The organism is Mesorhizobium sp. M0040 (genome assembly GCF_040323505.1).
In the GTDB taxonomy this organism is placed as follows: Bacteria; Pseudomonadota; Alphaproteobacteria; order Rhizobiales; family Rhizobiaceae; genus Mesorhizobium.
In genome coordinates, this window is sequence record NZ_JAMYVA010000047.1 from 37,580 (window position 1) to 44,232 (window position 6,653).

At 58.0% G+C, this 6,653-nt stretch carries 5 protein-coding genes and 2 pseudogenes; 4 read left to right on the forward strand and 3 right to left on the reverse strand.

The genetic code is table 11. The features are described 5' to 3' along the window. The first annotated feature begins 141 nt into the window (after positions 1-141). Positions 142-1,166, forward strand: a pseudogene (locus tag NKJ91_RS27310) (IS110 family RNA-guided transposase). A gap of 660 nt (positions 1,167-1,826) precedes the next feature. On the opposite strand, the gene NKJ91_RS27315 reads toward NKJ91_RS27310, so the two are convergent. The 3 genes from NKJ91_RS27315 to NKJ91_RS27325 form a co-directional block, all read right to left on the reverse strand. Beyond that, entirely contained in the window at positions 1,827-3,011 is a 1,185-nt protein-coding gene (locus NKJ91_RS27315) for a tyrosine-type recombinase/integrase (RefSeq protein ID WP_352457994.1), read from the reverse strand. Beyond that, complete coding sequence (locus tag NKJ91_RS27320; RefSeq protein WP_352457995.1) at positions 3,011-3,262, reverse strand: helix-turn-helix domain-containing protein; 252 nt, start codon at positions 3,260-3,262, stop codon at positions 3,011-3,013. The genes NKJ91_RS27315 and NKJ91_RS27320 overlap by 1 nt, the downstream gene beginning before the upstream one ends. 66 nt (positions 3,263-3,328) lie before the next feature. Further along, entirely contained in the window at positions 3,329-3,580 is a 252-nt protein-coding gene (locus tag NKJ91_RS27325; RefSeq protein ID WP_031212899.1) for a hypothetical protein, read from the reverse strand. Between the two features lie 293 nt (positions 3,581-3,873). Between NKJ91_RS27325 and NKJ91_RS27330 the strand changes: the two are divergent. The 3 genes and pseudogenes from NKJ91_RS27330 to NKJ91_RS27340 form a co-directional block, all read left to right on the forward strand. Then, positions 3,874-4,329: pseudogene (locus NKJ91_RS27330) on the forward strand (IS1 family transposase); the annotation flags it as partial. 55 nt (positions 4,330-4,384) lie between these two features. After that, positions 4,385-4,864, forward strand: a complete 480-nt coding sequence (locus NKJ91_RS27335; protein WP_352457996.1) for a c-type cytochrome — start codon at positions 4,385-4,387, stop codon at positions 4,862-4,864. Positions 4,865-5,011: 147 nt separating this feature from the next. After that, positions 5,012-6,613: an AAA family ATPase gene (locus tag NKJ91_RS27340; protein ID WP_352457997.1), complete on the forward strand. Its 1,602-nt coding sequence runs from the start codon at positions 5,012-5,014 to the stop codon at positions 6,611-6,613. The last annotated feature ends 40 nt before the right edge of the window (positions 6,614-6,653 follow it).

The window sequence follows — 6,653 nt, forward strand, 5'->3', positions numbered from 1 at the left end:
AACGCCATAGCCCTACCAGTTTTCTACGTCCGCTAATCGCGAGTTGGATGCCCGGAACCGCCAGTCTGCTTCTGATGCGGTGGACGGCTCTCCTCCCTTCCTGCGGTATGATCGCGGGATTAGAGCTGGAGGAGCGCTATGATAAGCAACGTTACGACAATCGGTCTGGATATTGCGAAGTCCGTGTTTCAAGTCCACGGCGTGGATGCGGCTGGTGAGGTTGCAAGTTCGCAGGAAGTTGACGCGTGGGCGTGTGCTGCCGTTCTTTGAGAGTTTGCAGCGATGCCTTGTCGGGATCGATGCGTGCAGTTCGTCGCATTATTGGGCTCGCGAGCTAATCGCGCGTGGCCACGATGTGCGGCTGCTGCCGGCACAGTATGTGAAGCCGTATCTGAAGCGGCAGAAGAATGATGCTGCAGATGCAGAGGCGATCTGCGAGGCCGCGACACGACCGACGATGCGCTTCGTGCCGGTGAAGTCGCCTGAGCAACAGAGTGTGATGATGCTGCACCGGGTTCGATTGATGCTCAACCGCCAGCGCACACAGATATCGAACGCGTTGCGGGCGCACCTATCCGAGTTCGGGGTCGTGGCGCCGATCGGGCGTAATGGGATTGAGCAACTTCTCGTGGTCATCAACGACGAGAACGATGCCAGGATACCGGCCGACGCACGGCTTTGCCTGAGGATGCTTGAAGCACAGCTTCGTGTCGTGAAGGAACAGATCCTCGAAAACGATCGCCGGGTCCGTGCGAGTGCGCGAGAGACCGAACTGGGTCGCAGGTTGATGGGAGATTCCGGGCGTTGGCCCGCTGCTGGCGAGTGCGTTCGTTGCGACCGTCGCCGATCCGCACGCATTCAAGTCGGGGCGATGCCTCTCGGCTTGGATCGGGCTCGTGCCGAAGCAAAACTCGAGCGAGGGTAAGGAGAAGCTCGGCAGCATCTCCAAGGCAGGTAATCGCTACCTGCGCCAGCTGCTCGTCGTCGGGGCGATGGCAGTCATCCGCTATGCCGAGCGGAACGGGACCAGGCGCCCATGGCTCGTGCAGTTGATGGCACGACGAACGACCAAGGTCGCGGCGGTTGCGCTGGCTAACAAGACAGCCCGCATGGTCTGGGCATTGATGACCGGCGGCGAGCGCTACAGGGAACCGGTAATCGCATAACTCAGACAAGGCGAGCGGTCGCCGACGAGGTTGGAAAGGGCGGACAGGAGCTAATGCACAAAGCCGGTTGAAACCGCCGGATCGGAAAAACCCACTGGGGCCGTGCACTATAAGTGCGAGCTTTCGATCGGGACCTGAGACGCGCGAATGGCATTATGGCCAGCGGCACATGAAAGGCCGCACCTACAGGTCGGATACATGGCCGCACCAACCAGCAACTGCAAAAGCTCACAAATCCCTTGCCAACGGAGAGCCGTCCATACACGGCCCCAACACACGCCATTCGATGGTTGCCTCAGCGATGACCGCTCCTGGCGCAACCGCGACCTTTCTCAGGAAGGCTGCACACCGACGCGATCCTCCTTTCGCCTTGCGCAAACCTTTCCGAGTGAGGCGTTCAGTGCGTCGGCTTGGTGGACTGAGGCACTTCTGAGTGGGACAACAACATCGAAAAACATTGGAAAAGATTTGAATACTCTGAAGTCCCACTGATCTCTAAGAAATTGATTTTTATCGCTTTCTGAACACCCTCCGGGCCCACCATGACCATTGATTTTGTTTATAAAAAGTGGCCTCGGCCCAAAACGTTTTGGGCCCGTTATGGGCCCAACAAAAAGGGCGGCCGATAGGCCACCCTGCATGTGGTCGGTTTGAAACCGCTCATTTGATGACGCGCAGCGGTGTCCGTTGCTTCATGGCGTCGCGTTTGGCCTCCCGCTCGTTAATGGCGCGGGCGATATCGACAGCCATCCGTTTCTTATTGGCCTCTCGCACATACTCGTCTGTTACCGTCATTGAAGAATGCCCCATCGCCTCCATGATAGCGCGCGCTTGGATGTTGCATTCGGCGAGATACGCACCGAAGGTACGGCGCAGCCCGTGCAGGGTGTAGCCCTCCGGGATGCCGGCTTGCTTGTTCCAATGTGCCATCATGTCGGTGAGGCTCTTTTCGGAGAACGGACGCCCATAGCCGTTCTTCAATACCGTGCCACCCTTAGAGCGATCTAGTGGCACTAAAGCTTGCGCCAGCTTGTCCACAACAGGGATGAACATCTCGCGCCCGCCATGACGATTTTTCTGCTGTCGGAAGTCGAAGGCTTCGATTGTTTCCAAGGAGCCATCGAACAATTCGATCTCCTCGAAGACCAAATCGTCCCACTCCAGTGAGGCGATATCGCCGCGTCGGTTGCCGAGCCAGAAACCGAGCGCATAGCAGGTGCGCGGCGCTGAGCCGATTGGATGGTGCGCCTCGAACTTTTCACGAATGGCGATCGGCCAGGCGGGATTGGCAGTCGATTTTGGAATGCGGACGCGGATCGACAGCGAGGGATCGTCCTGCGGTTTGATCCATTTCTCAACTTCGATCGCCACCCACAGGAGCTTCTTGATTGCCACCAGCAGGTGCTTGGCAACCGTCCGGTTGGTGGCAAAGACACTTTCGATAATCGCACGCAGATGGTCGGCATCGAGATGTTCCACCGGCGTGTTGCGCCAAGTCAGCGGATAGGCAGGATCGACCTGCATCTGAAGGAAGCGCTCAATAAGCCGAGCATTCTTCTGCTGCGTCGCTTCGTCGAAGTCCAGCCATTCCATCGTCGCTTCAAGTCGGCGCGCAGCATGACCAAATGTCTTTGGCAACGCCCGACCGGGCAAGTCAATGATGACGGCCTTTTGACCTTGGCCTTGCGTTGCCTGTTCATAGGCGGCTTCGAACTCAGGATCGCCTGGTCCGCCAGGAAGCCGAATTTCGGGCATTCCTTTGCCGCGATAGCGATAGACGAGCTTTCCGTTCTTGATGCGCGACGAAACGCCGGGGTAGCGGATATCTTTGAATGGCCTGGCCATCAAATCTCCCTTTGAGTTTTCCGCTGCCGTTGCTCAACAGGCGGGGAATCCTCCAGCATTGCCTGAAGCGAAAGGGTCTTGCTTTCTATAGCAACGCGCAGGAGTACCGGGTAAGGGAAGCCCCGACCTTGCTCTATGCCTTCAAAAGTGCGTCTCGGTATTCCCAAGACCTTGGCTGCACTCTCGGCGGTGAATCCTCCCTTCGCCCGCCAGGCTTTCACTTCTCGCGCGAGCTTTTCATTGTCGTTCACGTCATCTCATCCGCTCAGGCGATGACTGTACTACGCCTGCAGCGTATACGCAATGTGCGTAGTTGCTTATCTCCTTGTCGGCTCTCGTTTGCTCCGCTCCAATAGTTGTTGGAGACCATTGTCTTTGTCTGGCAGGGCGGAGAAAGCGATATCGAGCGCCACACGATCCCAGATCGCGCGACTGTTGACGTGCTTAGGCCTCGGCATGCGGCCGTCAGCAACCATGTCGTCGAATAGTGTCGATCCGACGCCGACATAGCGCGCTGCTTCCTCACGAGAGAGGCCGCGGGGCGGGTACGAAAGCGCGTCACTCTTCATAGACGCGGCCTCGAGAACGTCGGTACTGAAACAGCACAACGATATCAAATCCAGGCGGTTGACTGTTTCGACAAGCCTCGGTCCCGGTAAACGGGGCCATATTGCACTCGGCACAACAAATCCACATCCCGCACATCCGGTAATGAAGAGACCGTGTTGCCCAAGATAAGAGATGTTGCGTGGTGCGGAAGCTGCTTGGCCGGCTCGTTCGGGAAAGGCGAGTAGCGACGTGCAAATCGGACAGGGTAAGATGCGGCAGAATGTTTCGGTGCTGACGTCGGGGGTTCAAGTCGCTAGAGGCTGTTGAAGGTGCGTTCGGCGGCGATATCGACTATGCCATGCTGATCAAGCTCTATGGCACTTCGCCTGACAGCGCCAAGGGCCGCTATAGCCCCGCCGAATGCACTGGCGCGCGGAAAGAACGGATCGAAGGAAATCCTGACATCAAGCATGTCAGCACGTCATTTGCGGAACGCCAGAACCTGACCATGCGGATGCACATGCGCCGCTTCACTCGCCTGACCAATGGCTTTTCCAAGAAGGTGGAGGCTCACGCCAATGCGGTGGCGTTGCATTTCATGTACTACAATTTTGTTCGCATCCATGCCACGTTGCGCATGACGCCTGCGATGGCCACTGGCGTCACTGACAAGCTTTGGGAGATTGGTGACATCGTTGCGCTGATCGAAGCGAGAGAAGCCGAGAAACCGGCTATTCGCGGCCCTTACAAAAAGAGCCTTTCAAGCTAGCCGTCGCCTTCGGACGTTGGCTCATACTGCTTAGCGGAACGCATGGGAGGGAAGGATGCGTGTCACAAGCCTGTTTTTCCTATTAGCCGGTCTCACGATGCCAATTGCAGCCTTCGCTCAAGGCGAAGTATCGGTCGAACGAGGGTTGCAGGTATCAATCATCGGCGGGTGTCACGATTGCCATACCGAAGGCTACCGGGAAACAGAAGGCAAGATTGATCCTGAAAAGGCTTTAATGGGCAACTCGGTCGGTTGGCGCGGTCCTTGGGGCACGACCTATGCGACCAATCTTCGGATAGATGCTTCGGTAATGACCGAGCGTGGATTTGTAGGGATGCTGAAGCGCATTAGAACGTCTCCACCGATGCCTTGGTACAATCTTCGAGCGATGGACGAGAGCGATATGCAATCGCTCTATCAATACATTAGGTCGCTCGGCAAACACGGGAAGCCGGCCCCCAGTCGCATTCGCCCTGATAAGGAACCGACGACGCCATACGTTCAACTTGTGCCACCCCAAATGCCGAAGAACTGACAAATATGCCCAGAGCTGAGCGAAGAACGGCGCCCCGGCAAAAAGCGCAGCGTCAGATTTCAAACTGACCCACTACCCGGAATTCTCTTCACTAGACATCCGGCTCCCGTTTGAGGACTATTGGTCCAATCGGGCTGCGATACGTCCATGAATTTAGGGAAATGGCTGCAGAGCCTCGGTCTTGTTCAATATGAAGCTTCGTTCCGTGAGAACGGGATAGACAGCGAAGTGCTGCCTGACCTTACGGACGCCGACCTGGAAAAGATCGGCGTGCTTCTCGGGCATCGCAAGCGGTTGTTGAAGGCAATCGAACGCCTTGGTGCGCGGCAATTGGAACCCGAGCCCATAGAGCCGACGACGCCGCATGTCGACACAGCTGAGCGACGTCAGATTACAGTTATGTTCTGCGATCTCGTCGGCTCGACGCAAATGTCGACACGGCTGGATCCGGAGGAGATGCGCAGCGTACTGCGCGCTTACCAAGAAGCCTGCTCCGTCATCATCGCCCGGTACGGGGGGTTTGTTGCGAAGTTCATGGGTGACGGCGTGTTGGCCTATTTCGGCTATCCGCTTGCCCATGAAGACGACGCGGAGCGTTCCGTGCGTGCCGCTCTGGAGATCGTAGCTGCGGTTGCCACGATTGAAACGGCGGCAGCAGGCACACTCCAGGCGCGCGTCGGAATTGCGACTGGCCTGGTGGTGGTGGGGGACGTGATCGGCCATGGTGCATCGCGCGAGCATGCGGTGGTCGGCGATACGCCGAATCTCGCGGCCCGGCTTCAGGGTCTGGCGAACGCAGGCCGCATCGTCATCGCGTCTTCGACGCGCCTACTACTTGGCGAGGTATTCGAGCTCAAGGCCCTGGGCGTCCACGTCATCAAAGGCTTTGATGCTCCGGTTTCGGCCTGGGAGGTCCTCCGCGAGACGGAGAACGTCAATCGGTTCGAGGCGTCCCGGTCGAACGCGCCCCTGGTGGGACGTGATCAGGAAATGGCGTTGCTTGCCGACCGCTGGAGCGACGCGTGCGGGGGGGAAGGCCAAGTAGTGTTGCTGACCGGCGAGGCAGGCATCGGCAAGTCACGCCTGTTGGAGGCACTGCGCGAACGGATCGTGGGTCGACCTTATGGCCTTGTGCGTTACCAGTGTTCTCCGCACCATCGCAACGTCTCGATGTATCCGGTCGTCCGACAGATATCATCTTCGCTGGGTCTTAGGTCCGGCGAGCCGCCGACAGCGCAAATCGAAAGGCTCGAAGCTTTAATCGGCCGCTCGGGCCTCGGTGGCCGGGGCGTCGCATCCTATCTCGCCTCGCTTCTGTCGATCTCGACCGAGGGACACTTTCAGGACCTCGGAGTAGTGCCGAGCGAGGCAAAGGAGCAGACGATTGCCGCGTTGATTGAGCTGTTCGCCGGGCTGACGCGAGAGGCGCCCGTGTTTGCCGTGCTGGAGGACGCGCACTGGATAGACCCCACCTCGCTGGATTTCTTCAGCGGCATCGTCGAGCGAGTACCGGGATTGCGGGCGCTGTTGATAGTGACCTCTCGCCCGGAGTTTACAAATCCCTGGGTCGGTCAAGGCCATGTGACAGGGCTGGCGCTCAACCGATTCGGACGGCGTCACGCTGCAGCCATGATCGATCGCATCACCGGCGGCAAGGAGATTCCTGCAGAAGTGCAAAGCGCGATAATCTCTAAGAGCCTGAATCAAAAAGAGTGTTTTGATATCAACTTCTTGCGAGCCTGCGGGTGAGCAGGCGAATGTGAGCGACGTATATCCAGGCTTCTGCGGA

Coding starts and splice junctions, on each gene's coding strand:
- NKJ91_RS27315 (WP_352457994.1), bottom strand. CDS start 3,011: ATGGCCAGGCCATTCAAAGATATCCGCTACCCCGGCGTTTCGTCGCGC.
- NKJ91_RS27325 (WP_031212899.1), bottom strand. CDS start 3,580: ATGAAGAGTGACGCGCTTTCGTACCCGCCCCGCGGCCTCTCTCGTGAG.
- NKJ91_RS27335 (WP_352457996.1), top strand. CDS start 4,385: ATGCGTGTCACAAGCCTGTTTTTCCTATTAGCCGGTCTCACGATGCCA.
- NKJ91_RS27340 (WP_352457997.1), top strand. CDS start 5,012: ATGAATTTAGGGAAATGGCTGCAGAGCCTCGGTCTTGTTCAATATGAA.